This is a genomic window from Candidatus Babeliales bacterium, assembly GCA_019749895.1.
Classification (GTDB): Bacteria; Babelota; Babeliae; order Babelales; family RVW-14; genus AaIE-18.
Map to the genome: position 1 here is coordinate 47,804 of JAIEPG010000005.1, position 25,018 is coordinate 72,821.

Consider the following 25,018-nt stretch of genomic DNA (forward strand, 5'->3'; position numbering starts at 1 on the left):
ACTTTTGAAACTTTATACAAGCGTTCCAAGCATATTTGCTACACCAGCTTCGTTAATCTTTAAATTAACAAAAGAGCTAATGAGCGCATCATCGCCATCAAACAGAACCCGAACATTCCCTTCTGTTCTTGCTAAAAGTTTACCATTTGGTAGACGTTTTTCAACTAAAGATTTCATGATTTTGCCAATATGCGCATCATTCTTTGCACGCGCTATCACGCGTTGCCGCTCCTGCAGGGCTTCTAGACGCTGTGTCTTAACTTCAGCCGGCGTAGAATCGGTCAATTTTGCAGCCGGCGTGTAGTTGCGCGGCGAGTAAATAAATGAGTAGACCAGATCATAACGAACCTTTTCAAGTAGTGCCATGGTCTGGTTATAATCCTCTTCAGTCTCGCCCGGGTAGCCCACAATTAAATCGGTTGAAATAGTAGCGTCGGGCAGGCGGCTGCGCAGCCATTCAATTTGTTCCAAATATAATTCAATCGTATGATTGCGGCCCATTTCAAACAGCATGCGAGTAGAACCGGACTGAACCGGAAAATGAACGTATGGCGGAATTTTGTCACGATGCTGGGCAATAACATCAAACAACTCCATGGTCATGTCTTGTGGATGCGGACTGACCCAACGAACCCAAAACTCCCCTTCAATGGCAGCAACGCGACGCAGCAACTCAGAAAAATCAGCACCGGTTTGTGGGTCACGATATGAGTTAACGTTTTGGCCAATCAACGTAATTTCTTTAACACCGCAAGCAATATCATGCTTCACGCGCTCAATAATTTCGGTCATGTCGTAACTAATTTCACGACCACGCGTAAACGGCACAATGCAATACTTACAAAACTTATTGCAGCCGGTCATGATATTAATAAACGATGCAACCATCTCTTTTTCTGTTTTGAACGGCTTAACATCGTACAAGCGCTTTTTAAACAGCGGCATCGCTTTGCTAAACAAGCCCTTACTTTGAACGTACTGTTTTACGTTGCGGTCTTGTCCGCCAGATTTGACAATCGTTTCAGGCTCGTCGTTGCGCAATTGTTTTTTAGTTTCTAGCTTGACCACCATGTCGGTCAGATACGCAAGAAAGGTCTTCATATCTTCGCGCGCACCGTAAACAAAATTTACTTGGTCAAAGCGCTTATAAATTTCTTCTTTTTTGTAGCTTGCCACACAGCCAATAACGCCAATGTTAACGTACGGCTTGCTTTGTCTTTTAATATCGCTCAAACGGCCAAGATACGAAAAGAGCTTTTGCTCTGCTTTGTCGCGCACCGCGCAGGTGTTAACAATCAGCAGATCGGCTTCTTCTTCCGTTGGCACGTCATCGCAGCCCAACGACTTTAAAAATTTTGCTATTTCTTCAGAATCGGCAACGTTTGCCTGACATCCGTAAGTTTTGAAAAAAAAGGTAATCACAGCTTCCCCACGTGCAAACCAGATGGTACTAAATTCTTTGCAGCATTATACCATTTTTTTTAATTCTTACCTACTTACCGCAGCAGCACCTGCAAAGCACTTCGCTGCACTCGTGCGCCCTGAGATTTAAACCAGCTAATCAGTTCGACATTATCTTCGTCAACATACGCCGCGGGAGTCGCACCGGTACTATCTACCGCATTGATATCGGCCCCCGCCTCCAGCAAGAGCTCACAATAAACTTGAACACCCTCCTGAGCAGCAATATGCAACGGCGTCCAACGCATAAAATCACGCGCTTGAGCATTGGCACCAAGCTCGAGAAGAAGCTTAAACTTAGCAAGACGATCTTCTGGAGTACCAGAGGACACAACACCACTACAGCATTGTTCAGCACATTGCTTAACTGCCTTATGAAGCAATGTTTCCAGCAAGCCATCTTGTAGTTGACGATTAATATTTGCTCCCTGCGCTATAAGCTCTCGTGCTAACACCCCATCACCGGCCTTGATAGCTTGTTGCAACTCCTCATCCAACTTACACTGTTCTGCTGATGAAAGCTGGGCCTGCGCTGCACCATTATCTGGCAAAGCACCAGCGCCATGAACGCTACTGCCAACACACAAAACTAACGACATAAACATTATTTTTTTTAACATGATGTTCTTTCTGTTTTTAATTCTTATCTACTGGCCAAACGCGCCCTTCCAAGGCCATTCTTCCCTGCGCATTTTTAATGATAATATCAGCACCACGGTCAATGAGAAGTGCACGAACTTCTGGGTTTGTTGCCACATGCAACGGCGTGTTGTTGTAACCATTTTTATCAGGCGCATTTATCAAAGCCCCTGCATTCAACAGTAACCGAACAATTTCAACGCCACCGCACAGAGCAGCCCAATGCAGCGGCGTCCAACCTAAATTGTCATAAATATTAACCAAAGCACCCTGGGCTACAAGAAACTCCAGTACGGCCTTGCGCTCTGACGCAAAGGGATTTGGCCTTGCAACAACATTTTGTAACGGCGTTACCCACCCAGGCATGCAGGTACCATTAACATTCGCTTTTTTCTCAAGAACAAGTTTTTTAACCCACGCAAGATCATTCTTGCAAGCAGCATCATGAAGATCATAATCAAGATTTGGCGAGTTGGAGGCACCATGTACGCTGATCCCAACAAACAAAACTAACAACATCAACATTATTTTTTTAAGCATACACACAGTCCTATTTTTAAATCTACTAAGCACAAGCCTACTGAAGACTGCAGGTTTGACTTTTTTTTCTTTCTTCAACGCCAGCATCCCAGATCTCTTGAGCCGTTTTTCCATACTTATTTTTTTGCATTGGATCAGCCCCAGCTTGCACAAGAAGCGCCCACATCCTTTCAGTCCTTGCCTCATGCAGCGGTGCATTTCCGTTCCAAAAGAACTCATGAACATTTTCAAGACCATAGCGCAGAATGAGGGCAACTACATCAATGCGCCCAAAACATACTGCCCGATAGAGCTGAAGAGCACCACATTCGCGACTAGGGCACCGAGAAGTACATGGTTCCTTCTCACACTTCAACAAAAATTCCATAACATTTGGTTTTCCAGACCATACGGCATAAGACAAAATATGTTGCGGGCAACGAGCCCCATGAGCAAACAATAATTCCAGAATTTCAACAGACCCTTCGCTAGCCGCGTTATCTACTGCCGTGTCGTTATGACAATCCCTGATATCAACACAAGCCCCATGTTCTAGCAAAAGTTTGACAGCAACAAAATTGGGCCACTCAGCGGCCGCTACCAGAAGAGGCTTTCCATGGTATGAAAAATTAACATTTGCTCCTTGCTCAATAAGCCCACGGGCTCCACTCAAATCATGCTTGTTACCATGCATATACGCATACATTTCATGCACAAGATCTTCATCAAGCTTGCGTTGCTCTTCTTTGGAGCGTTGGCGAACTGGCTGCGACACTTTTTTCCAAATGCCACCTTCTCTATTCCAACTAACTTTTGCCGCCCCACAACAGTTGTTGCCAACAAGCAGCACCAGCAGTATCAAAACTATTTTTTTCTTCATAATTTAACCCTGCACAGATATATAAAACTAACAACGTTATAATTATTTTTCTCGACACATTTTCTTTCAATAACGAAACTGGTCAGGCCACATCAATTCAGGATACTTGATTGCTTGCTTTTTTGGCTGCCCTGCTGTTTTGCCTCCTGCTTGCCTCAACACTTCGGCAATCTCGGTTTCTTCCAACCATTCTGCGCAGTCGAGAGGCGTACATGAAATGTTATCATGCAACAGTCTAAAACCATGAGGCACTCCTTCTCCCACTTTCACAATCAAGCCCCACGGGTTAAAGGCCTTCTGGGCGCAAAGCCTTGAAGATCGAACTACATTAACGTCGATGTTGCAACAACTCAACAGAAACTTAACCATGGCCAATTGTCTGTTCGCTACAGCAGCATACAAAGGAGTCCAACCCAATTCTAGGCGACCTCCAACATGTTCGCACTCATTAACGTCAGCTCCACGCTCCAGCAGCCAACAAGCCACATCCACATCTCCCTGAGCAGCAGTTTTTTCCAAATAACCTTCCCTAACTTGCGCACCATAATCGAGCAGTAGTGCCACAACATCAGAACGGCCAGACCATACAGCCAGTTTTAAAATGTGCTCAGACTTATTGTAGGGAAATTCATAGCAACGTACCAAATCGTCAGGTTTACGCGGTTGAAAATATCCATCGGCATCGGCCCCGGCCTTTAGATAAGTACGCATGAGACCAACGCTATCGCGTTGATAAACAGCCTCTCCAAGCTTGTTAGTAAGATCATAGACACTATACCCACTGGACCCGGCAACAATACGAGGAGCACGACGCGTTTGCACGTGCTTTTTATTTTTTTTGGATCTGCCGTGATGGGCTGCTTGACTGGAACTAAAGCCAACACACAAAACTGTTAACACTAAAACTATTTTTTTAAGCATAATCAAAATCCTTTCTTTAGTAATCGTCGTCCTCAGTCAAAGCAAATAGATCTGTCTCGAAACCACACTTTAAGGACTGACTTTGCCCATTTTTTTTATCCTGAACGTTGATATCAGCACCATGGCAAACCAGCAAATCAACCCAAAGCTGATCACCATCCTTGATTGCCCTGCTCAGCGGGGTAAAACCTTTTTTATCAAAGCTATTAATTACAACTCCCTTCCCCACAAGAAACGAGAGAACTTGCGCACGCCTCTCCTTACCATAAACCTTCTTGTTCCTGATAAGACAATGCACAAGATTGTAGCCGTCAAAGTCGAGGGCGCGAACATCTGCCTTTGCAAAGGTAATAAGATCGCTCATCATGCTGAGGTCGGGATTTTCTCGACTGACTTCTAAGAATAACTGACTGTTCACCGCACGCTGACCAAGAGCCCTCAACACATCGATGTATTTCCTGTTTTTGGCACGAGGCTCTTTTTCTGCACGCGTCTGCGCCTCCCGAGTCTGAGTAGCATGTCGTCCTCGTTTTACCGCCCCATGCACACTGCCCACACCAAGCAACATTACCATCAACATTACTTTTTTGAACATAAACTCTCCTTAAAATATTATTAATCAATTGGATCTGAAGGATAATAATCCCAATCAGGCCCTAGACGCCACGACGTACCGTGGGCATAATACCTATCACGAGCTTGACTACCAACTGATGACGAGCTGGCAGCAGAAGATTCATCTGAATCAAGGTCTTTGCTAAAGCTCAGCAAAAAAGCAGTATCATATTCAGGTGACCGATAGCTCAGACGCGCATCTTTTTTCACACAGATTCGTAACAGCGCTGCATCTTCTTCAGTTATAATCGCTCTATTTTTCAAAAGAAATTCTACTAGACACAAGCGAGAACAACGAATTGCTTGGTGCACCACCGTTTCTTTACTCGCAGAATTCATCGCATTTATATTTGCTCCACGCTCAATCAGCTGACTCATTTCATCAAAATAAAGGCTCTTGTCTACTCTATCTTCAGAAAACCACGTTGCAGAAATGTAGTTATTAACTGCTACAAACAACAAACGTGTAATTTCGTTTTTTCGCCTTATTTGCTCGAGGTGTTCACGCTTTTTCCGCTCTTCTTGCTGCTGCTGCTTATAACGCGCTTTTTCTGCGGCTGCAGCCTGAGCCTCTTGAGCCCTGCGCTGGTCACGTCTTATTTCTTGCTCTCGACGTTTTTCAGCCCTGGATTTTACACGAATCCAACCATCACTAGCCGCACCATAAACACTCGTACCAACAGACAAAACTAATAACATTAACATTATTTTTTTAAACATAAATTCTCCTCAAACCAAATTATTGAACTAATCGGAATCTGAAACACTAGCACCAAAATTAAAATTAGGATTATAGCCACCAGCTAATAAAAACTTTTGGTGCCAAGCTTCTATCTCAAGATCACGCTTCACCATATCTGTCTCGTCAGGCTTATCCTGAGCAACCCCACTGCAAGCACTAGCCATGAAAGCAACACTGTATTGAGCTGACTTCGCGCCATTTCGCCGCATATCGTCTCGCACACAATTGCGCAATAGCACAATATCTTCTTCAATTGCAACTGCTCCATTTCTCAAAAGAAACTCCACTAAACACAAGCGTGAACCGTCAATAGCCTGGCGCAGCATTGTTTTTCCCGTAGCAGGATTTATGGTGCTTATACTCACGCCACGTTTAATTAAAGCACACATGCGATCCAAAATATCATCAACCTGTTCCAAGTCTTCCCCCTGTTCGGTTGCAACAAAGTAGGCATCAAACTCTTTAACAAAATGATTTTTACGCCGCTTTTTTTTCTGACTTTTGCGCTTCAATCGCTTCTTTTTTTGCAATTCCTTGCGACGCTCTTTTTCTGCTGCTTCAGCCTGAGCCTCGCGGCGAGCACGACACGTTTGTTTTTCGCGCCGTTTTTCAGCCTTGGTTTTTACATCAATCCAGCCAGCACCACTCGTAGCAGCGCTGTGTACACTGCTGCTTGCAGACAAAACTAACGACACAAAAAGTATTTTTTTGAACACGCTTTATTCCCTCACGATAAATTACTTTTTCTACTCCTCAATCAAATAAAGGCCACCAACAACATGATTGGCATGGTCAGCTTGGCGTGCTGCCATTGGATACTCCCCATCGTTAAGCTTGCGACCTAGTAAAAGTTCCATTACCGCAACACGCTTTGCACGTAAAACATGAGCCTGCAAAAACTCTTCATGCTGTACGGCTAAATCGATTGGTTTTTGGTCCAGATGATTAGGTGCAGTATTCGCTTTTTGATCAACAAGAAATTTGACACAGTCAACCGCTAAAGCAGCAGCAGCTTTGTGCAAGGGTGTATTGCCAAGCTTGTCTTTAATTTCTAGAAAATTTTTATTGAACACCAAATTCAGCAAATCTACATCTTTTTGTGCAGCATAATGCAACGGAATGCAGCCAAATTCATCACGCGCTTGAATATCAGCACCGGACTTAATAAGATATGTTACAATGTCTTTTCGAGCATGAATAACCGCCATATGTAAACAAGTACGCTCATGCTGACCAAGAGCGTAAATGCACGCTCCACGCCCAACAAGCTCCTGAAACTTTTCTAGCCTGCCAAAAAATCTTATCTCTCTGAACAATTGCCTGCTTAACTCATCGTGGTCAAACGCTACTGCTGCATTAAAGGCTGGCGCATGGCCTTGCTGGCCACTGTAAGCTACACTGTTGTTCACACTAGCTACAGACAAAATCAACGAAATAAACATTATTTTTTTCAACATTACTACTTCCTTTCATTACATCTAACTAATCTTTGCTCGCACCATAACGAACTAACAAACATATAATTTCTTCCCGCCCTTCATCAAAAAACAAACGCTGAGCCCAAGCCATTGGCGTTCGACCTTGTGCATCAGAAAAATGAACGTTGGCACCTTTTGCCAAAAGAAGTGAAACCAAAGCAACCCAGCCTTTTTGTACGGCAAGATGCAACGCAGTCTCTTGTGTTCTTGCTTTAACCGCATTAACGTCAGCACCCGCCGCAAGCAAACGCTCAACGCCCTGCACAATGTCAAGCCAACCATGTTCAATGGTATTAAACATTTGCTCATTTAAAAATGCACATGAAACAGAAACTGCTCCTCTCCGTACTCTTTGCAACCCACTAGACCCTAAACTACGACCACCGCGACTTGGCAAGCCAGAAGCTCCATAAACGTTGTTACTCTCACACAAAGCCAGCAGTAACAAAAGTATTTTCTTGATCATGTTTTATCTCTCGATGTTTTTTATACTTTTATTCCCAAAAATTTTGCGCTTCTTGATACCGCCTTAACCCATCATAATCAGCGACTGCTGCAGCTTTTGGATACTCATCAGGCTTAAGTTCACGCCCCAGCAACATTTCCATAATTTCTGTACGCACTTGCCGCTTATCACCATTGTACCCAGGAGCTACTGCTGCCAAATCAAAAGGCGTTTTGCCTTGGGCATCAACAACATCAGGCTGTGCTCCTCTGCTCAGTAAAAATGCAACGACATCTTTACATAAAAAACGGGCAGCTCCATGTAAGGGCGTTTGGCCTTGACTATTTTTTGCCTCTATGTTCGCATGCCCTTCATCAACCAAAATTTGTGTAATTTTCGGGAAGCCACCTATCGCAGCCCAAAATAAAGGAGTTATGCCTGTTTCTATGTGGCGAGCCTCAACAGGAGCCCCAAGTTGTATCAGCAAGCGAACAACCTCCATCTGGCCATATTTAATCGCATGATGCAAAATGGTACCGTTAAAGGGATGTACAAACGAAAGCGAAGCACCTTGCCGCACTAATTTTCTAATACCCTCGGGCGAAGGATTTCCATATTCCATCATCTTCCACAACTCAATCTGACTGTGCGCGGCCTGCTCGACTTTTAGCTGCGCATGGTCGTCAGCTGGGGACCTAAAATAATCTTCTGTTTTTTCGTACCACGGCACGTAGGGGTCGCCCTCAGCTGCCGCATAAAGCCCAATGTTCAAAAACAAACCTGCGAGAAAAAGCATTATTCTTTTCATTGTTGAAATCTTTCGCTGATAAAAGGTAACAAAAACTACTGGTCGACTTCTTCCCACTCTTCCTCTACCTCTTCCACATCATCACTCACCAGCATCTGCACCTCAGCCCCACGCACGAGCGCAAACTCAATGCCTTCACGTACGGCAGGGCCTGCCCAACTCAGATGTTGGGCAAGATCGAATGGCGTTTGCCCCGAAAGATTTTTGCAATCGACACGAGCACCTCTTTCGACAAGCAACTCAACTACCTCAAGCGACGCGTTCCGCACGGCAATGTGCAACAGCGTCTCACCTGCCGCATCGATAGCGTTAACAACAACTCCTTGTCGAACGAATTTTTTGGCTCGCTCTTCAGCATCAAAAAAACCACCTTGCATAACATCAAACACCGCAATGGTACGTTGAAATCTCATAACACGCAGCGCTTTGAGTTGCCGAGCATTTGGCAACTGCCAACCTGTGAATTCAACGGGAGACTCCCACGCGGGATCATCAGCCAATTCATGTCCCGCACTCAGCAGCCTTCCAAACAAAAAAATCGCACAAACAGCCACTATAGCTTTTCTTATCATGCTCATATCCTGCTGTCAAAAACTGTCTTTTTCAACTTTTTTCCTACACTCTTGCTGCGAAACGATACTCACAAATTTGTCAGTCGTCAAACCACGCAACAATTTCACTCCAAAAAACTTTTTTTTCGTACAGGAAACCAGTTACGACCCAAAATGCCCCTGATTTTTGCCCGATACATGGGATCGCTCACCTCTGGGCCAAGAAACAATCTCACCATCTTTGCCACTTCGCTGGTCAAAAAACGAAGGCTTCGTATTCTCAAAGAGAAGCGATTCGTCTGTACGTACAGGGCAAAAGGCGTATTGCCAAAGGCATCACAAATCTGGCCATCGGCACCATGCTCCAAAAGCCACTTACACAATTCGTAGGCATGGTACCACGCTGCGTAATGCAAAATCGTGTTACCATACACATCTTGCTGATCGATGTTGGCACCATTGCCCATCAAAAGCAAAGCCAAAAAGTCAACGCGATCAAGCTCTGGCACGTCCAATAAAATAGCTAGGTGCAACGGCGTTTGCCGCTCAAGATCTTGAGCTACATCAACGCGAGCACCACTTTGCATGAGTAATTTAACCAAAAACAAATTGTTACCCCGTACTGCACGGTGTAACTTGGTAAATCCAGCATTGTCCAGGGCATTGATGTCACTATGTGCATCAACGACATCATCTTGCCCCCCCAGCCCCTCTACATCAACAAAAATATCTGCACCGACACAAGCCCTTTGCAATACTAAAATAGTGTGCCCTGAAGCATTTTCACCAGTTGCTTGGACCAGCCAAGAAAGCGAACTAAAAAAACCTGGGCAAAAAACTGCAACAAAAATCAGTACTATAATTTTTTTTGGCATGGCAATTACAATCTCAAATTTTTCGTTATTATCAACTACGGGTTTTGTGCACGAGCAGCATGTAACAAAGAAAAAACCTCTAAACTCTGACACACATTAAATACCGTTCTTCCTGCTTCATCCCACACTTTCCAGCTTGCACCCCACTCAAGCAAAAGTTTCACCATCGCTGCATCATCATTTTTAACGGCAACCAAAAGCGGTGACAGCCATTTTGACCGAGTGTTAACATTCGCTCCTTTTTCTAACAAAAACTGTGCTACTGCCAGATTGCGATATTTAACAGCACAAAAAAGTGGCGTTTGGCTAGCATTGCAGAACTTTTCTAGCTCAGCGCCATGCTCCAGTAAAAGCTTGGTTAACATAACGCCATCGTTGTAAAAATGTGCAGCCAGATGCAAGGGGTAATCAAAAGCGCCAAAAGATCCATGAAAATATTGTTTATTGGCATCTGCTCCATCTTTCAAGGCTTGCTCAACCTGAGCAGAACAGCTTTTAAAAATATTGGTCTTATAAAGCGCATCATACAACGCTTGATCAGGCGTTTTTTCTTTAACCTCAGATTTTTTTGATAACTCAAGCTTTTTTGGAAGCGAACCAGCGTTAAGGGAAACACTGAAAGCAAGTAACACCGTGAAGCAAAAAAATGTTTTTTTAATCATGCAAGGTCCTTTTTTTATTGTTAATACTCGTCTTCTTGGAACAAATTTCCCCTTGAAATTGGTCTCTTTTTCGTGAGTAACCGCAAACCAAATATTCTCAACAAGTCCCTTCGCAACTTTTGAATCTGCAGCTCTCGTTGCTCTTCTATTTTTTCTGCCGTCACCACGGCCATAAGCAATGTTTTTATTTCCTCTGTAATCTCAACGGAAGAAAGCAGCCCCTCGGGTATGATCGCACCGTACTTCAACAACAGAGCAATCATATCTTTATTTTTACGTAACACTGAGTACACAAGAGGTGTGTAGCAACAATGCTCAACATAAAACAAGGTATTAACGTCAGCCCCCTGCTGCAAGAAAATTTCTGCTCTCTCAACGTTTCCAGCCCTGACAGCAGCAGAGAGTAACTTCTCACCGTCTACCTTACTAGCAGCCCCAGAAAGATATGCACTACCAGAAAACAATGCCAACGTCATTAAAACTGCTGATAAACTCACAACATATCCCCTTCAGAATCGTTACCAAATACTTTACTCAGCAATTTTTCTCTAAATGCTTCAATTTCTTGTTCTTTGTTTTTCTCTTTTTCATAATGCTCAGCAAGCAACTTTCTAATGTCATCATCAATTCTGCCAAAACTAAAAACAGTCCGCCCGTCAGCCGCCTGCACCATGACTGAAGCGCCATACGCAAGGAGTAGTTCAACCATTTTTAAATTATTCATACTTACCGCAAAAAATAGCGGCGTATGAAAACTGCGGCTCAACGCGTTAACATTGGCCCCTTGTTTTAATAAAAATTCAGCATAAGGATAATTATTGGACTCTACTGCTCTATGAAGAGGCTCGTGGCCTGCCCTATTTTTTGCCTCTAAAGCAGCGCCATGCTTGCACAATAGCTCGGCAAGAACAACCCCTTGGTCAAAGTCCAAGGCAAGCATGTGCAAAGGACGCGCAGTGCCACCATTACACACAATGTTTGGATCAGCACCATCTTCAAGAGCAGCTTGTACCGCTGCAATACGAAAAGAATCACGCGGGATGGTTAAGGATAAAGCATCAAGTAGCCGTTGGTCAGGATGCATCATGGTATGCATGCGCACTGGCTCAGCATCCTTAAGTACAAATTCTTCTGTAACTACAAAAGCTCCTTGTGCCGCCAAAAGCGGCGTTTCATGCACTTGAGGTAGCAAAACTTCTTGCGACCCAGAAGGCAGCTTCTTTTTTTTGCACCACTTGTTTTCAATCCTAACCCAACCATCGCCCTCGGGCACTCGTCGCTGGCGTCCAGCTGCAAAAAGATCGCTCACCAATAATGTCGCAATTAATAAGATTATTGTTCCAAACATTATTACTTCCCTTCACGCTTAAAAACCATGCCTAATCGCCAAATACCGCTTGCATAAGATTTTTTCTAAACACTTCAATCTCTTGATCTTTTTTTTCCTCAACTACCCTGGCCTCTTGAAGCATCTCTTGAATTGCAAGAGATGCTCGATAATCAAAAACAGTAAACCCTGCTTTTGATACAATGTTTACCGAAGCACCATGTTCGAGCAATAATCGCACTAAATATACGTCTCCATAAAATACCGCACGCATTAACGGTGTTTGTCCGCAAGCACTAAGCACATTAACGCAAGCTCCTCGTTCTAAAAAAAACTCCACCAACTTAACATTGCCATGCTCTACCGCAAAAAAAAGTGGCGTCAACCCATCTTTGTCCTCTGCTTCAAGTATCGCACCATGCTCGAGCAATAACTGCGCCATCGCAACAGCATAAAAACGACTACGCACAACCAGGTGCAAAGGATAGCTCTTACAACCGAGCTCCACAAAACACACAACATTTGGATCAGCGCCATCTTCCAGTGCTTTTCTAACGGCCAAAAAAACCCCATTGCCCTGCTTCTTGCGCATAACCGCACATCGCAGACAATGGCTTACCAAAGCACGCTTTTGGGCCTGCGTTAGATCACCCTGCGCCATAATGGGCTGATCGGAACCTTGAAGACTTCGTTGCCGCTTGGGCGTACGCACCGTTTCAACTGATACTTCAGGCATTAATCGTTTGGCAGCTCCACTTAAATCAGCACAGACAAACAAAACGAATAGCAAAATCATTATTTTTTTGAGCATATTTTGGTCCTTATTTTGCAAGAGATTGGTGCGTAATGTACCCCATTTAAAGCCCTTTGTCTTTAGCAAACAGCAAAATTTAACCCACTCCGGCCAAATCGCTTCATCACTCCCTTGGCAGCAAAGCAAAAAACCTATAGAATATAGAATAGATCACGGTATTTTTTCACCAAACGAAAGGTTTCAATGGGAATTCAAGCTGGCCTTGTTGGGCTACCCAATGTTGGCAAATCCACACTCTTTAACGCTCTGACCAAATCAAGCATTCCGGCGGCAAATTACCCGTTTTGCACCGTTGATCCGCACGTTGCTATAACGTACGTCCCAGACCCACGTTTGGACGATCTGGCAAAGGTATTTAAGTCTGAAAAAAAAATTCCGACCATGGTCAAGTTTGTAGACATTGCCGGCCTGGTAAAAGGTGCAGCTGAAGGCGAAGGCCTGGGTAACCAGTTTTTAGGCACCATCATGGAAGTTGACTTGGTACTACACGTGCTCCGCTGCTTTGAAGACGGCGAAATTACGCACGTTCAAGGCACCGTTGATCCCGTTAACGACTTTGAAATCATTTGCGCTGAACTCATGCTCAAAGATCTTGATTCGTTAAACAAACGCGAAGAGCGTTTAAACTCAATGATCAAAAAGAAACAAGCCGCTAACCCTCAACAAGCAAAAGAGTGGGAAGCTGAAAAAGAATATATCCCATTGCTCCGAGATGCTTTGAACAAATTTGACTTGGCACAAGTGCAAGCACTATTTCGCAAAGCTAAGGCAGAAAAGTTGCCCTTGCAACCACTACTTTCTGGCAAAAATTATTTGCTTATTGCTAACGTTTCTGAAGATGATTATGCTGGCACCAATTACGAAAACAACCGCCATTATCAAGCACTTGTTGCAAAGTTTGGCAAAGACAACGTTATTCCCGTTTCAGCAAAAATTGAATCTGAATTGGCTCAAATGGACGATGCTGACGCCAAAGAAATGATGCAAGATCTTGGCATTACGCACAAAGGTCTTGATGACATTATTGCACGCGCGTACAAAGAACTTGGCTTAATTACTTTCTTTACCTGCGGACCCAAAGAAGCTCATGCGTGGAGTTTGCGTAAAGACACTAAAGTGCCGCAAGCAGCTGGTGAAATTCACTCAGACCTTGAACGTGGTTTTATTTGTGCTGAAGTGTATAACCACCGCGATCTTATGCAAGCTGGTAGTGAGCAAAAGCTTAAAGAAACAGGCAAGATGCGCACTGAAGGCAAAGAGTATATTGTGCAAGATGGCGACCTCTTGAATATTCGCTTTAACGTTTAGAATTATATAAATTAAAAAAGAGGCCACAGTAAGTTATTTACTGTGGCCTCTTTTTTAATTTTAAATTGGCTACTCAGTACCGCCAAGTGCTTCAAGTAGAGATTTTAACTCTGGAGACGACGCAAGCCCGTAGGCTGTTTTTTCATTTTTATCGCGCACATTAATATCAGTCCAATTGCCTTGCTCCAAAATGAGCCCAAGAACTTCAATAAAATTGTTTTTTGCTGCCACGTGCAACGGCGTTTGTCCTTCTTTATTTACAACATTGCAAGGTGCATTATACTCAAGAAGTAACTGAACAAGAGCTTTGTCCCCACGCGAAGCTGCCAAATGAAGTGGCGTTTGTCCTTCGGCATCGCACACATTAACATTAAAACCATTTGCAAGCATCCGCCACAAAGCTTCTCGGTTGCCACGCACCAATGCTGCTTTAAATGCACCAAAGCCGGTTACTTGCGGCGCAATTGAAAGATCTGCAAGACTGGTAGCAAGAGAAGCAATATCGTCGCATCTTTCAACTCTTTTAATAGCTCCAACATCATAAAGCGCTTGACTACGTCCAGCTGGCTGCCGCGTAAGCGCATCAAGGACATCTTGATTGCCCTTGGAGTACGCCAACTCAAAAGCACTTTTGTGACCAATAACTTTTTCATGCGGATCTGCACCACAGCGACGCAATGCTCTAATCATGTCGGGATTGTAGACATCAACCGCATGATGCAACAGCGTAAAACCTTCTTCGTCAAACACGTTTACAAGACCAGGGTTTTTCTGCAACAACGTTTGCAAATCAGCTAGCTTATCATTCGCAATACAAATACAAGCTTGTTCAAAAACAGGACTTGGCACTCCTGGAGATGATGACCTGATTGGTGATCTTTGTATCCCCAACTTATAACCAGAACTATCGTCAAAATAGGCTAAAAACGGATCCGATGTAGCGGACCCTTCAGGCTCACTTTGCATTGCCTCCAAAAGAACGGGAACAAGAACTTGGCGAACCATTTCATTATCACATTCCAACGCAAGATCAAGAGCCGTTTGTCCACGACTGTCAGGCTCAGACAAGCCATGGCCAAATTCAATTAACTGCCACGCACGCTCATGGTTACCCTGTAAAATGGCATAATGCAAAGGAGTTCCAAAATATGAAGCATCTCTTGATGATGAAGAACTAGAACTTGAAGAAGAAGAACCATCTCTAGTACCATCTGAAGAATAAGAACATGATGCACCAAAAATAGATGACGTTAAACTTACAGCACATATAAATGCAAAAATAGTTCGTTTCATAAAATTTCTCAGGTATAAATCTTGTCACAAAATAAGTTATCAGTAAGTTTTTTAGCAAGACTGAGATCGAGGACGCTCGAACGGTACTTCGTCACGATCAAAAGCATCAAGAAGATCTTCGTAAAAACGAACTATCTGCATTGCTTCACGGTTATTGCACTCAAAAGCATATTGATACAACGTATACCAACATGAAGCATATCCATAACTGATAGACATGCGAACGAGATGGAAGTTCTCACGTAAGATACTGTCCAACTCATTGTTAAAACCATTATAAATAAACTTAAAAGCCAACAGCATGCTATAGTTATCCGCAGCTGCCTTGCTTCGATCTGCTACATTAGCAACTGCGGGGCTTGGGCATATGCCTTTAAACGCTGAATTTTCATATTCAGGATCTAAACCCAAAGCAAAACCAGCAGCAAAAACGTTACCAGAACACAGCAAAAATAAAGTAACTATAGCTAGACGTTTCATTAAAATGACCCCCTGCGACCGCACTCTGCAAAAACACCCTTTTCTACTTCTGCTTGAACAGAGGCTATAATGCTTAACGCTTCTTGATCGTTGACACCTTGAGCAAGTTGCTGCAATGTTTTATCATCAAAACTCTTCATATTTAAAAGCCCTGGAAACTGCCACAAAGCACCTTCAAAACTATCGTAATTACCCATTGCCAAATCGTTTATTGCGCAGGCAAAAGAACTATTCAGCTGAGTAGCTCTCGGCCTAATAGAACAGCTTTTTTTTAATTGACGGAGCTTACAACTACCAGCAGCTGGAAAGGCAGAGCCAACACATACTACCAATACACACACAAGTGCAAAAATAATTCTTTTCACAAAAACCTCATGGTAAAAAAATAAAAGCGAATTTTTCAGATTAGAACAAACCAGAGAACTTAATTCCCACATTGCGAAAAACTTTGACATCCCAAATCGCCCTCCAAAGAATACCTGCCACGCACCTCACGGATAAGAGTAATAGCAGTCCCATCATTACTTTCTTCAGCAAGCTCCTCTAACGTTTTTCCATCTGCCAAAGCTTGTTCGTTAACAAGTTGAGGATACTGCAAAAGAATCTCCTCAAACTTTACATAATTCTTTAGAGCTAAAAAAGTGGTTGCACAAGCAAAAGCAACCATAACTCGCGTAGGATCTGAAAGCGTGTGACGGGAATGTTGCAACCTTGGAGGCATCGACTTGGAACGTCGTCCCCTCTTGCTCCCCTTCTCATACCCAGCCGCAGCAGAAACAGAACCAACACTCAACAATAATGCACACACAAAAACAAACATACGTTTCATAATTACTCCTAAATTACGATTTCTTATAAAATTATGACGTAAACTTATACCTCAAGGATGTTATCTTTTTCTCGAGCATCTTGCTCATGTGACTTACCAACATCTTCAAAATTCATAAGACACTCCGCAACTCGCCAGTTACCTGCCTCATTTGCATAGTCAAAAAGCAGCCAGCCGTTATCGTCCCCCATTGTTACTAATTCGCGATGAACACACAAAATTTTATTTGCTTCATCAGTGGCTTCGTTACTTTCATCTTTGATCAGGTCAACTACTCGAGCAAATAACGTAGACAGGTCAGGAGTCTGAGACAAATTGTTAGGCTGAGCAGCGGCGGCAAAAGCAGAGCCAACACTCAACAAAAATGCACAAAAAACAAAAAAATTACGTTTCATGATTACTCCTAAAAAAAATGAATAACTATCGGGGAGTAGATTATAGCCTAACTGCGCATGCTATACAAATAGAATTGTCAGCAGAATACGGTATAAACAGCATTGGCCCATTACCAGCACCAAGAATTTTATGAAAGAGACAGGAAAACTAGATCGATTTTCTACGCATTCTCGCTGCTTCTGAACTTGGGTAAACTCTTTCAATTTCATCTACCACTTGCCCAAGAATATCAAGGCCTTGATCACTGCCACACACTGAAGCAATTTTGCTAAGCTTCACGCCGCTAAAATAGATGTCCAATACGATAAGAAGACTGTGAAGCCTGCCCCAGTTTCTCTGTACAGCAAAGATTATAGCCTCGGCACACGTCATCTCCATGAGCTGCTTTTTTTCATCATAACTTCCACGCATAATCGGGCCTGATTTGGGCGCGCATGCAGGAGGATACCCCATGAGAGGATGAAGCCTCTTCAAAGGACGACGCCCACCAGCTGCAGCAGACAAGGAACCAAAACTCAATACCAGTACACACGTAAAAAAAATAACTCGCTTCATAACTACCCCTTCAAAAACAAAACAGACATTTCTGGGGTCAGATTATAACTTAAACGCGCGTACGATACAAATAGAATTGTAGACAGAATATGATATAAAACGCAAGGCCACGAATTGCCATAAATTGCGTTGGAACTGGTAACGGCTTGGCAAATGAAACGACCAGCTCAAGAATGGTTCCCAAGCCAATAATGGAGACAAAAAGAAAGCTAAAGCCATGCACACTTTTTTGCCGAAATATTTTGAGCACTTGTGGAATTTGATACGTTAAGAAAAAGATTGATGAAATCCATCCACACGTCATACCAAATTCAAGTGGCCACCACATACCAAGAGGAAAGCTGGCAAGGCCAACAAACGAAAGCGCACCAACAATAGCAAAAAATCTTTTGTGCTGAGCAAACCCCTCATAAGCAAAGCGTTGCCCAATAATAATAAAAAGGCCTAACAATTCGAGCGGCACAAAAACTTTATAGGCAGCCAACAAATCGCAATGAAATACATAATAAATACAGGTAATGTAGGCGGTAAGATACGAAAGCAAATAGACATTGCTCAGCCCTATGGTAGTTTTAAGGCGATAATTTTTTACAATTTGCGGCAAAAAACTTACGGCAAAAGACAAGAGCGATATCCATGCTAAAATACTGATAATAAACGGATCCATAATAAATTCTTTTCATGATTACTTAGCTGGTTGGATTTGCTCCCACTCGGCATAAGCAATCTTTAAATCTTTCTTAATTTGGTCAACCAAGTCAGCGTTTTTGTCAAACTCCTTGGTGCCATACTCAAGAATGGCAAACTTTTCACCACATTCTGTGAGTTGTTTTTCAAGCTTTTCAATATGACGCTCAAGCTTAGCTAGCTTTTTAGCCGCATCATACTGCTGCTTATCTTTTTGCTCAGCGCGAGCCACATCGTCTTCAGGCTCGTCAGCAATTGGGCTGTTTTGAGCAACAAGCGCTTCACGCGCTTCTTTTTGGTACAAGTACGAGCTATAATCACCACTGTAGCTAATAATACCGGTTGAGGTCAGTTCAAAAATACGGTTTGGCAGTGCGTCCAAAAAGGTTCTATCATGCGATACAAACAAGATAGTACCGGGATACTCTTGCAGCGCTTTGAGCAAGATTTCTTTAGATTCAATGTCCAAATGGTTAGTCGGTTCGTCCAAGATTAAAAAGTTGGATGATTGCAAAAGAACTTTTACCATTGCCACCCGGTTCTTTTCACCACCGCTTAACACACCAATTTTTTTGTACACATCATTGCCAGGGAACAAGAAGGCGCCCAACAGAGCACGCATGCGCGCGCGTTGCTCACTTGTTTTGCAAGCATCTTCAACGTCCTGCAAAATTTCTTTGTTTTTGTTGAGTAGCTTGTCTTGATCTTGCTCAAACATAGACCACAAAACGTTATACCCAAATTCAACCGTACCACCATCTGGCTTACAAAGCCCAGAAATCGCGCTAAGCAAGGTTGTTTTACCTTTCCCGTTTGCCGCTACAATAGCCGCTTTGTCACCGCGATTAAGCTCGAACGAAACGTTATTAAAAATTGGGCGTCCGTCATAACTCTTGGACAAATTTTCAACCTTGAGCACCACGTTACCAGCACGCACTACATCAGGAAAGTTAAACCGTACCGTCCTGCTCTTTCTTGTTGGCTCAAGTACTTCCATTTTTTCAAGCGACTTCATCATACTTTGTGCCATTTTTGCTTTAGAAACTTTGGCACGGAAGCGTTCAATGGTCTCTTTCTTTTCTTTTATTTCTTTTTGCTGGCGAACATAAGCCGCTTCATGAGCCGCTTCTTCATCTTCTTTTTGTCTGAGATAATGAGAATAGTTACCATAAAATAGGCGTCCCTTACCACGATCAAGTTCAAAAATATGATCTACGGCATGGTCAAGAAAGTAACGATCGTGAGACACCAGCAAAAAGCCAGCCGAACAATTTTTTAAAAAGCCCAAGAACCAATCTTTTGCAACAACGTCCAAATGGTTAGTAGGTTCGTCGAACAAGAAGAAGTCTGGCTCTTGCAACAAAAGCTTGGCCAAAACCAAGCGCATACGCCAGCCAACACTCAACTGATCAACGGTTTTGTTCATATGCTCTTCACTAAAACCAAGGCCTTCTAAAACATTACGCGCTTTCATCACTTGTTGATCAAAATTTACTTCAGCAAAGGCAGCTTGTACGTGGGCATAGCGCTCAATTTTATCTTCAGCAAAGTCAGTAATTCCGGAATGAAAGTAAGCATCCAACTCTTCAAGTTCTTTTTTCAACGACGTCAGATCGGCAAAAACCGTTAACGCTTCTTCAAGAACCGGCAAGTTGGAAGACAAAACAACTTCTTGAGGCAGGTAGCCAACTTTCTTTTTCTTTTCGTACGAAATGGTTCCACGATCTAAGCCAATGTGGCCAGACAAAACTTTAAGTAACGTAGATTTACCGGCACCGTTTGAACCAACAACGCCAATCTTTTGGTCATCTTGAAAACAAAAAGAGATGTCATCAAAAATAAGCTTAGGACCCAATTCTAAGAAAATATCATCTGCTATAAACATGCTTTAGCGCCTCAACTGCTTTAATCAAAAATAAAAACCCTTACGGGAATAACCTTGTTTAGGAGAAAAAACCGAATGGCTCTCAAGAAAAATTGTAGATACAAACCTCACAATTACGACATTCTATCGAATTTCACGGCCTACCCAAAGAATAACAAAAAAACGCCTTTTTCACAAGAAAGACACGTTATATCCCAATTCCACGCTTTTTTATACTCTTTTGAGAGGCAAAAACCTGCTTATTACGCTCTATGCCCACCTTGCGGATGAGGCTAAAAAAGAACTCGCGGTCGGCCCCTTTTACCACCGCCTGCTCATGAGCCTCGGCCAAGGCAACGGGGTACCCCTGCCCTTTGGTTGCTTGATCGATCAACACTTTACAAACAAAATCAATCATCTTGGGGTCTTTAACCATCCAGCCGGGAAGCTCAACACGCACTATTTCCTTTTCAACATTTAAGTAAAAAAAGCAGGGTTTTAAAAAGCGGGGGTAGTGCTCGGTAATGCTCGAGCGACTACAAAAGATGGTAGTGCGATGAAAAGGCGGTAAGAAGTTTTGCAACAACTGCGTGTCTACCAACAACTCAAACTGTTTGCACGGACACTTGGCAACCTTGCCCTGACAAAAAACAAAGGTCTCTTTTTTGTGCTCGCACGCCCGCAAACGAATCATGTTTACCAACTCTTTGCTTTTGGGCATGCTAATGTAACCGGCAATTGGCAACTGCTGTTGATAAAAACGGTCCAGGTACATAAGATATTTTTGCAAAAACATATCCCGAATCTCTTCAGGCTTACTTTCTAAATGCCAAAAAATGAGACTCCCATCGAAGAGCGTAAGCAACTGCCCTTTAACCCCGCCCATCCTGAGCCTGTCGAAGGATCGCTGATAGGCAATCTCAAACTCTAACTCTTCACGCTTTAAGTCAACCAAGTCAACCGAGAATGAAAGTTCACTGGTAGTTGGCACAATGTGCTCCGGAAGAAACAATCGTGGCTCAGAAAAGAAATTTGCACTACTAGAATCGGCATACGAAAGCAAGATGCCCCCGCAGTTGATCAGAAAACAATTAACCCCGGCAATGTGCCGGTCTGGATAAATTTGGGAACCATCAACAGCCAAAACATCGTAGCGCTTAAGATCGTTAACTACAGCAACGCGCTCGCTCAGCTCGTTCATCCAAACAGGCAGGCCGCCAGCTCCACGAGCTTGAACCAAACGTTCAACAAACGCTTCATCTTTTAACAAATTTTTCCACGCCTGCTGGCCCAAAGCACTTTGCGGCGTGTTGAGTAAAAAGAGTTTGTCTGCCAACCCTGAAACTTCTTGAGCTAATTTTTCGTGCTTAAGCATGGCTGTTTACTATCGCAAAATTGTTAAAAAATTTTTACTCGTCGTCAGACAATCCTGTGTAACTTTGGTCAGACAACTCGCCATCTTCTTCAGAAGATTCGGGCTCAAATTCCTCAGCGTCATCAGACCATCCACCATTACACACCATCTCTTGCCACGCGAACATCAAACGCTCTTGGTCAGCAATACGCGCAACAAGCCCCAACCACATCTGCTGATAAGCAGCTAACGCCATAGACGCGGCAAGATATGGGCCGTGCACGAGCGTTTGAACATCACACATCTTTTGAAAAGCCTGCAAATTAGCAAGCAAAACAGGAAGCGCGCGTGGATAAGGCCAAAGCGCACAAATATAATCTGCAGGATCTATCTTCAACGCAACAGGAGCCGCACCAGAAGGAGAGGCGGCAGATGAATAACTCAACAACAATAACGTTACCATTACGCGTAGAAATACCATACTGCCTCCTCGCAAAAACTAAATTAAAAGCTTAACGACCACAACAAGCCTTATATTTTTTGCCTGACCCACAAGAACACGCATCGTTTCTGCCTACTTTTGGACTTTCACGACGCACGGTTGCGGCATCCGCCTTGCCCGTTTCGTCACCAGTCATTTGCAACTCAGAAAGTTCTTTTTCTTTCTTGCGCTCAATTTCATGAATTTGCGCAACGCTAAACTCGTCTGGCTTCATTTTGAAAATGCGATACACAATGTCCCAGGTAATCTGGCCCATCATCTTTTCAAATTCAGTAAACGCTTCTTTTTTGTACTCAGTAAGCGGGTTCTTTTGCCCGTAACCGCGCAAACCAATACCTTCCTTCAAGTGATCAATGTTTTGTAAATGAATCTTCCAGGCTTGATCAACCGTTTCAAGCAATACCCATTTTTCAGCTTCATCAATAATATCTTGAGAAATTGAGCTGCGATATTGTTCATACTGGTAGCATAAAAATTCAGTAATGCTGTGCTGCATTGAAGCCTCACCAGCTTTTGCAGAATACGCTTGCGTAAAGTGGCGCCCTTCAATGCCGGTCAAACGCTCAAGAGAATGCAAAATTTCTTGCAAACCTTGCTCGTCACACACACCTTGTGGGCAGTGAATAGCAAACAAATGATGCACCACGTCGGCAATCATATCACGCACCAAGCTCTTGATTTGGTCGGCACCTTCAAGAATTTCGCGACGGTACTGGTAAATTACTGAACGTTGATTGTTAAGCACGTCATCGTATTCAAGCAAATGCTTACGAATATCAAAGTTATGCTTCTCAACTTTTTCTTGCGCCTTTTCAATGCTGCGGGTCACCATGCGATGCTCAATGCTTTCGCCAGCCTTCATACCAATGCGCTCCATGTTGCGCTTCAGCTTGTCGCCCGCAAAAATTCTCATCAAATCATCGTCCAACGACAGGTAAAATTTAGAAGAACCTGGGTCACCTTGACGCCCTGCTCGACCTCGCAACTGATTGTCGATACGTCTGCTTTCATGACGCTCAGTACCAATAATGCGTAGTCCGCCAACTTCGCGCACCCCTTCACCAAGCTTAATGTCGGTACCGCGACCGGCCATGTTGGTTGCAATAGTTACGCGACCTTTTTCACCAGCTTCAGCAACAATTTCGGCTTCGCGCTCGTGCTGCTTTGCGTTCAAAACATTGTGCTTAATGCCAGCTCTGTTAAGCAAAGCACTTAAATATTCCGATGTTTCAATAGAAATGGTACCCACCAACGCAGGCTGCCCTTTTTTATTACATTCTTCAATATCTTTAATTACCGCATCAAACTTGTCTTTGGCATTCAAAAAGACGACGTCCATTTGGTCATTACGAACCATTGGCTTGTTGGTTGGAATAGCAACAACTGCCAGTTTATAAATCTTATGAAACTCTGCTGCTTCAGTTACCGCCGTACCAGTCATACCGGCAAGCTTTTTATACATTCTAAAATAGTTTTGCAGCGTGATAGAAGCCAACGTTTGGTTTTCACGCTCAATGCGCACACCCTCTTTTGCTTCCAAAGCTTGGTGCAAACCATCGCTATAACGACGACCCGGCAAAATACGGCCGGTAAATTCGTCTACAATAAGCACTTCGCCTTCACGCTCAACGTAATCAACGTCTTTTTTGAACAATGCATGCGCACGCAGCGCTTGAATCACATGATGCAAAATTAAAATGTTTTCAGGCGCATACAAGTTATTCACGGTCAAATAACGCTCAATATCGTCGGTCCCTGACTCAGTCAAATGTACCGTACGATCTTTTTCGTCAACTTCGTACTGATCTTTTTTAAGCTGCAAAACGGCACGGTTGGCAACTTCGTACAAGTTTGCACCCTTTTCGCCAGCGCCAGAAATAATCAGCGGCGTACGCGCCTCGTCGATCAAAATAGAGTCAACTTCGTCCACAATGGCAAAGTTAAGATCGCGCTGAACATAATCTTCCAGATCAAATTTCATGTTATCGCGCAAATAATCGAAACCGTATTCGTTGTTAGTTCCGTAGGTAATGTCGGCACCGTAAGCTTTTTTACGCGCTGCATCGTTCAGGTCATTTTGAATAATACCAACCTCAAAACCAAGCTTGTTGTACAACGGCATCATCCACGTAGCATCGCGTCGCACCAAGTAATCGTTTACCGTTACCAAGTGGGCACCCTTGCCCGAAAGACCGTTCAAATACAGCGGCAAGGTGGAAACCAAGGTTTTACCTTCACCGGTTTTCATTTCAGCAATCTTACCTTCGTGCAACACAATACCACCAACCATTTGTACGTCAAAGTGACGCATGTTCAGCGTACGCTTACCAACTTCACGCACCACGGCAAAAGCTTCAGGTAAAATTGAGTCCAGACTTGCTCCTTGAGCAATGCGTTCTCTAAATTCATTTGTTTTTGCCGTGAGCTGTTCGTCAGTTAATGGCGCTATTGATGCTTCTAGTTGGTTAATATGGCTGACTATTGGCGCAATGCGCTTAAGTTCGCGATCGTTTTTTGTTCCAAAAATTTTTGCAAGTATATGTGCAATCATAAGACTATTCCTAGATTTAAAATTCACCTGTTTGCTTGAACTATGTAACTCAAAAGTACTACTACAAACAAGCTCATTCTCTCAAGACAGCCCCATGCTGAGCACGAACTGCGGCAAAGTTTATAGCGCGCTGATAGCTTTGCAAAAACCAGAGCACCACAACAACACATGAACACACATAGCGAGAAAAAAACTGCGACACTTGATAGCGTGCAACATCTTGTAATCGCTTAACAAAGGTAAGCAATGATGTTTTGCCATCAACATGAACACGCGCAACGCCCCGAACCTGCTTGCTCATGCAAACAGCCACAGGCAGAGCTCCCGCAATCAATAACATGATGCAGGTTACGTTAAAGAGAATGAAATTTTGTCTTTTTATCATCACACTATGCCAAACTTTTATAAGCGTTTTTATCAATTCGCCAGGCCAGTATAGCAAATAACTGTCCGCGAGACAAA

General features: G+C 43.4%; 30 protein-coding genes. 1 reads left to right on the top strand and 29 read right to left on the bottom strand.

Features of this window, described 5'->3' with window-relative positions; genetic code table 11:
• Nucleotides 1-12 precede the first annotated feature (12 nt).
• From miaB to K2W90_04745, 17 genes are all read right to left on the bottom strand, one after another.
• Nucleotides 13-1,422: a tRNA (N6-isopentenyl adenosine(37)-C2)-methylthiotransferase MiaB gene (gene miaB / locus K2W90_04665; GenBank protein ID MBY0353627.1), complete on the bottom strand. Its 1,410-nt coding sequence runs from the start codon at nt 1,420-1,422 to the stop codon at nt 13-15.
• A gap of 74 nt (nt 1,423-1,496) precedes the next feature.
• Nucleotides 1,497-2,081 carry an ankyrin repeat domain-containing protein gene (locus tag K2W90_04670; protein ID MBY0353628.1) on the bottom strand — a complete coding sequence of 195 codons (585 nt, stop codon included), beginning with the start codon at nt 2,079-2,081 and terminating at the stop codon, nt 1,497-1,499.
• 16 nt (nt 2,082-2,097) lie between these two features.
• Nucleotides 2,098-2,640: an ankyrin repeat domain-containing protein gene (locus K2W90_04675; GenBank protein MBY0353629.1), complete on the bottom strand. Its 543-nt coding sequence runs from the start codon at nt 2,638-2,640 to the stop codon at nt 2,098-2,100.
• A 37-nt stretch (nt 2,641-2,677) separates the two neighbouring features.
• A complete protein-coding gene (locus tag K2W90_04680) occupies nt 2,678-3,499 on the bottom strand; it encodes an ankyrin repeat domain-containing protein (protein ID MBY0353630.1) in 822 nt (273 codons plus the stop codon).
• A 66-nt stretch (nt 3,500-3,565) separates the two neighbouring features.
• Complete coding sequence (locus tag K2W90_04685) at nt 3,566-4,420, bottom strand: ankyrin repeat domain-containing protein (GenBank protein MBY0353631.1); 855 nt, start codon at nt 4,418-4,420, stop codon at nt 3,566-3,568.
• 16 nt (nt 4,421-4,436) lie between these two features.
• Nucleotides 4,437-5,015 carry a hypothetical protein gene (locus K2W90_04690; protein MBY0353632.1) on the bottom strand — a complete coding sequence of 193 codons (579 nt, stop codon included), beginning with the start codon at nt 5,013-5,015 and terminating at the stop codon, nt 4,437-4,439.
• Nucleotides 5,016-5,035: 20 nt separating this feature from the next.
• Complete coding sequence (locus K2W90_04695; GenBank protein ID MBY0353633.1) at nt 5,036-5,755, bottom strand: hypothetical protein; 720 nt, start codon at nt 5,753-5,755, stop codon at nt 5,036-5,038.
• A 27-nt stretch (nt 5,756-5,782) separates the two neighbouring features.
• Nucleotides 5,783-6,493 carry a hypothetical protein gene (locus tag K2W90_04700; protein ID MBY0353634.1) on the bottom strand — a complete coding sequence of 237 codons (711 nt, stop codon included), beginning with the start codon at nt 6,491-6,493 and terminating at the stop codon, nt 5,783-5,785.
• A gap of 30 nt (nt 6,494-6,523) precedes the next feature.
• Complete coding sequence (locus K2W90_04705; GenBank protein MBY0353635.1) at nt 6,524-7,234, bottom strand: ankyrin repeat domain-containing protein; 711 nt, start codon at nt 7,232-7,234, stop codon at nt 6,524-6,526.
• Between the two features lie 25 nt (nt 7,235-7,259).
• Nucleotides 7,260-7,721 (bottom strand): ankyrin repeat domain-containing protein, encoded by a 462-nt coding sequence (locus tag K2W90_04710; protein ID MBY0353636.1) that lies wholly within the window; start codon nt 7,719-7,721, stop codon nt 7,260-7,262.
• Nucleotides 7,722-7,749: 28 nt separating this feature from the next.
• On the bottom strand, nt 7,750-8,508 hold the full coding sequence (locus K2W90_04715; protein ID MBY0353637.1) for an ankyrin repeat domain-containing protein: 759 nt from the start codon (nt 8,506-8,508) through the stop codon (nt 7,750-7,752).
• Nucleotides 8,509-8,543: 35 nt separating this feature from the next.
• Entirely contained in the window at nt 8,544-9,080 is a 537-nt protein-coding gene (locus K2W90_04720) for an ankyrin repeat domain-containing protein (GenBank protein ID MBY0353638.1), read from the bottom strand.
• 104 nt (nt 9,081-9,184) lie between these two features.
• The gene (locus K2W90_04725) at nt 9,185-9,934 is read right to left on the bottom strand and encodes an ankyrin repeat domain-containing protein (GenBank protein MBY0353639.1); all 750 of its coding nucleotides are present in this window, start codon (nt 9,932-9,934) and stop codon (nt 9,185-9,187) included.
• 35 nt (nt 9,935-9,969) lie between these two features.
• A complete protein-coding gene (locus K2W90_04730; GenBank protein MBY0353640.1) occupies nt 9,970-10,596 on the bottom strand; it encodes an ankyrin repeat domain-containing protein in 627 nt (208 codons plus the stop codon).
• 20 nt (nt 10,597-10,616) lie between these two features.
• A complete protein-coding gene (locus K2W90_04735) occupies nt 10,617-11,093 on the bottom strand; it encodes an ankyrin repeat domain-containing protein (protein MBY0353641.1) in 477 nt (158 codons plus the stop codon).
• Entirely contained in the window at nt 11,090-11,944 is an 855-nt protein-coding gene (locus tag K2W90_04740; GenBank protein ID MBY0353642.1) for an ankyrin repeat domain-containing protein, read from the bottom strand. The genes K2W90_04735 and K2W90_04740 overlap by 4 nt, the downstream gene beginning before the upstream one ends.
• Nucleotides 11,945-11,975: 31 nt before the next feature.
• Nucleotides 11,976-12,734, bottom strand: a complete 759-nt coding sequence (locus tag K2W90_04745) for an ankyrin repeat domain-containing protein (GenBank protein MBY0353643.1) — start codon at nt 12,732-12,734, stop codon at nt 11,976-11,978.
• A gap of 186 nt (nt 12,735-12,920) precedes the next feature.
• Here K2W90_04745 and ychF point away from each other — a divergent pair, with 186 nt between their 5' ends.
• Complete coding sequence (gene ychF / locus K2W90_04750) at nt 12,921-14,045, top strand: redox-regulated ATPase YchF (GenBank protein MBY0353644.1); 1,125 nt, start codon at nt 12,921-12,923, stop codon at nt 14,043-14,045.
• A gap of 69 nt (nt 14,046-14,114) precedes the next feature.
• Here the strand turns inward: ychF and K2W90_04755 are convergent, their stop codons facing one another.
• The 12 genes from K2W90_04755 to K2W90_04810 all read right to left on the bottom strand — a co-directional run bounded on the left by K2W90_04755 (nt 14,115) and on the right by K2W90_04810 (nt 24,941).
• Nucleotides 14,115-15,338, bottom strand: a complete 1,224-nt coding sequence (locus tag K2W90_04755) for an ankyrin repeat domain-containing protein (GenBank protein MBY0353645.1) — start codon at nt 15,336-15,338, stop codon at nt 14,115-14,117.
• A 51-nt stretch (nt 15,339-15,389) separates the two neighbouring features.
• On the bottom strand, nt 15,390-15,818 hold the full coding sequence (locus K2W90_04760; GenBank protein MBY0353646.1) for a hypothetical protein: 429 nt from the start codon (nt 15,816-15,818) through the stop codon (nt 15,390-15,392).
• Complete coding sequence (locus K2W90_04765) at nt 15,818-16,183, bottom strand: hypothetical protein (protein MBY0353647.1); 366 nt, start codon at nt 16,181-16,183, stop codon at nt 15,818-15,820. The genes K2W90_04760 and K2W90_04765 overlap by 1 nt, the downstream gene beginning before the upstream one ends.
• A gap of 59 nt (nt 16,184-16,242) precedes the next feature.
• The gene (locus tag K2W90_04770; protein MBY0353648.1) at nt 16,243-16,647 is read right to left on the bottom strand and encodes a hypothetical protein; all 405 of its coding nucleotides are present in this window, start codon (nt 16,645-16,647) and stop codon (nt 16,243-16,245) included.
• A gap of 44 nt (nt 16,648-16,691) precedes the next feature.
• A complete protein-coding gene (locus tag K2W90_04775; GenBank protein MBY0353649.1) occupies nt 16,692-17,042 on the bottom strand; it encodes a hypothetical protein in 351 nt (116 codons plus the stop codon).
• A gap of 148 nt (nt 17,043-17,190) precedes the next feature.
• Nucleotides 17,191-17,598, bottom strand: a complete 408-nt coding sequence (locus K2W90_04780) for a hypothetical protein (GenBank protein ID MBY0353650.1) — start codon at nt 17,596-17,598, stop codon at nt 17,191-17,193.
• Nucleotides 17,599-17,647: 49 nt separating this feature from the next.
• The gene (locus tag K2W90_04785) at nt 17,648-18,265 is read right to left on the bottom strand and encodes a PQ-loop repeat-containing protein (protein ID MBY0353651.1); all 618 of its coding nucleotides are present in this window, start codon (nt 18,263-18,265) and stop codon (nt 17,648-17,650) included.
• A gap of 18 nt (nt 18,266-18,283) precedes the next feature.
• Complete coding sequence (locus K2W90_04790) at nt 18,284-20,170, bottom strand: ATP-binding cassette domain-containing protein (GenBank protein ID MBY0353652.1); 1,887 nt, start codon at nt 20,168-20,170, stop codon at nt 18,284-18,286.
• Nucleotides 20,171-20,357: 187 nt separating this feature from the next.
• Nucleotides 20,358-21,524 (bottom strand): DNA double-strand break repair nuclease NurA, encoded by a 1,167-nt coding sequence (locus K2W90_04795; GenBank protein MBY0353653.1) that lies wholly within the window; start codon nt 21,522-21,524, stop codon nt 20,358-20,360.
• 34 nt (nt 21,525-21,558) lie between these two features.
• Nucleotides 21,559-21,984, bottom strand: coding sequence for a hypothetical protein (locus K2W90_04800; protein ID MBY0353654.1), 426 nt, complete (start codon nt 21,982-21,984; stop codon nt 21,559-21,561).
• A 31-nt stretch (nt 21,985-22,015) separates the two neighbouring features.
• A complete protein-coding gene (gene secA / locus K2W90_04805; protein MBY0353655.1) occupies nt 22,016-24,553 on the bottom strand; it encodes a preprotein translocase subunit SecA in 2,538 nt (845 codons plus the stop codon).
• 76 nt (nt 24,554-24,629) lie between these two features.
• Nucleotides 24,630-24,941, bottom strand: a complete 312-nt coding sequence (locus tag K2W90_04810; protein MBY0353656.1) for a hypothetical protein — start codon at nt 24,939-24,941, stop codon at nt 24,630-24,632.
• Between the last annotated feature and the right edge of the window lie 77 nt (nt 24,942-25,018).